1 protein-coding gene is annotated in these 1046 nt (G+C 64.6%); it reads right to left on the reverse strand.

The annotated features are described in order from the left end of the window. The coding region (locus AC07VO_RS29870; protein ID WP_495007738.1) for a VCBS domain-containing protein at positions 1-1046 on the reverse strand (1046 nt) is incomplete at both ends.

The following is a 1046-nucleotide window of genomic DNA, read 5'->3' on the forward strand; positions in this document are numbered from 1 at the left end:
TGCTGGGTGTCGACACCGCCGAGGCCGTCGCTGACCTGCACGCTGAACACTTCGTTATGAGTCTCGCCGGCCTTCAGTGACTGCACGGCACTGGCGACGCCATCGGTGCCGTTGGCCAACGTGTAGGTCCATTGGCCCGTGCTGTCGACGGCGATCGAGCCGTAAGTACCGGTATTGGACCCGGCGATGCTCCAGGTGGCGGTGGCCGCATGATCAATGTCGGTCGAACTGAACTGGCCACTGACGCTGAGGGTGCTGTCTTCCTGCACCGCACCGGCATCGTTGCCCGACGCGAAGCTGAGTACGGGGGCGTCGTTGCTGCCGGTGACAGTCACGGTCACCTGCTGGGTGTCGACGCCACCGAGGCCATCGCTGACCTGCACGCTGAACACTTCGTTGTGAGTCTCGCCGGCCTTCAGTGATTGCACGGCACTGGCGACGCCATCGGTGCCGTTGGCCAGGGTGTAAGTCCACTGACCGCTGCCGTCGACGGCGATCGAGCCGTAGGTTCCGGTTGCCGAGCCATTGATCGACCAGGTGGCGGTGGCCGCGTGGTCGATGTCGCTCGAGCTGAACTGGCCACTGACGCTGAGGGTGGTGTCTTCCTGCACCGCACCGGCATCGTTGCCGCTGGCGAAGCTGAGTACGGGGGCGTCATTGCTGCCGGTGACGGTGACAGTCACCTGTTGGGTGTCGACGCCGCCCAGGCCATCGCTGACCTGGACGCTGAACACTTCGTTATGACTCTCGCCGGCCTTCAGTGATTGCACGGCACTGGCAACGCCATCGGTGCCGTTGGCCAGGGTGTAGGTCCACTGACCGCTGCTGTCGACGGCGATCGAGCCGTAGGTCCCAGTGGCCGAGCCATTGATGGACCAGGTGGCAGTGGCCGCATGGTCGATGTCGCTTGAACTGAACTGGCCGCTGACGCTGAGGGTGCTGTCTTCCTGCACGGCGCCGACATCGTTGCCCGATGCGAAGCTGAGTACGGGCGCGTCATTGCTGCCGGTGACAGTGACGGTCACCTGCTGGGTGTCGACGCCGCC

This window comes from Pseudomonas sp. GW821-FHT03E01, from assembly GCF_059420765.1.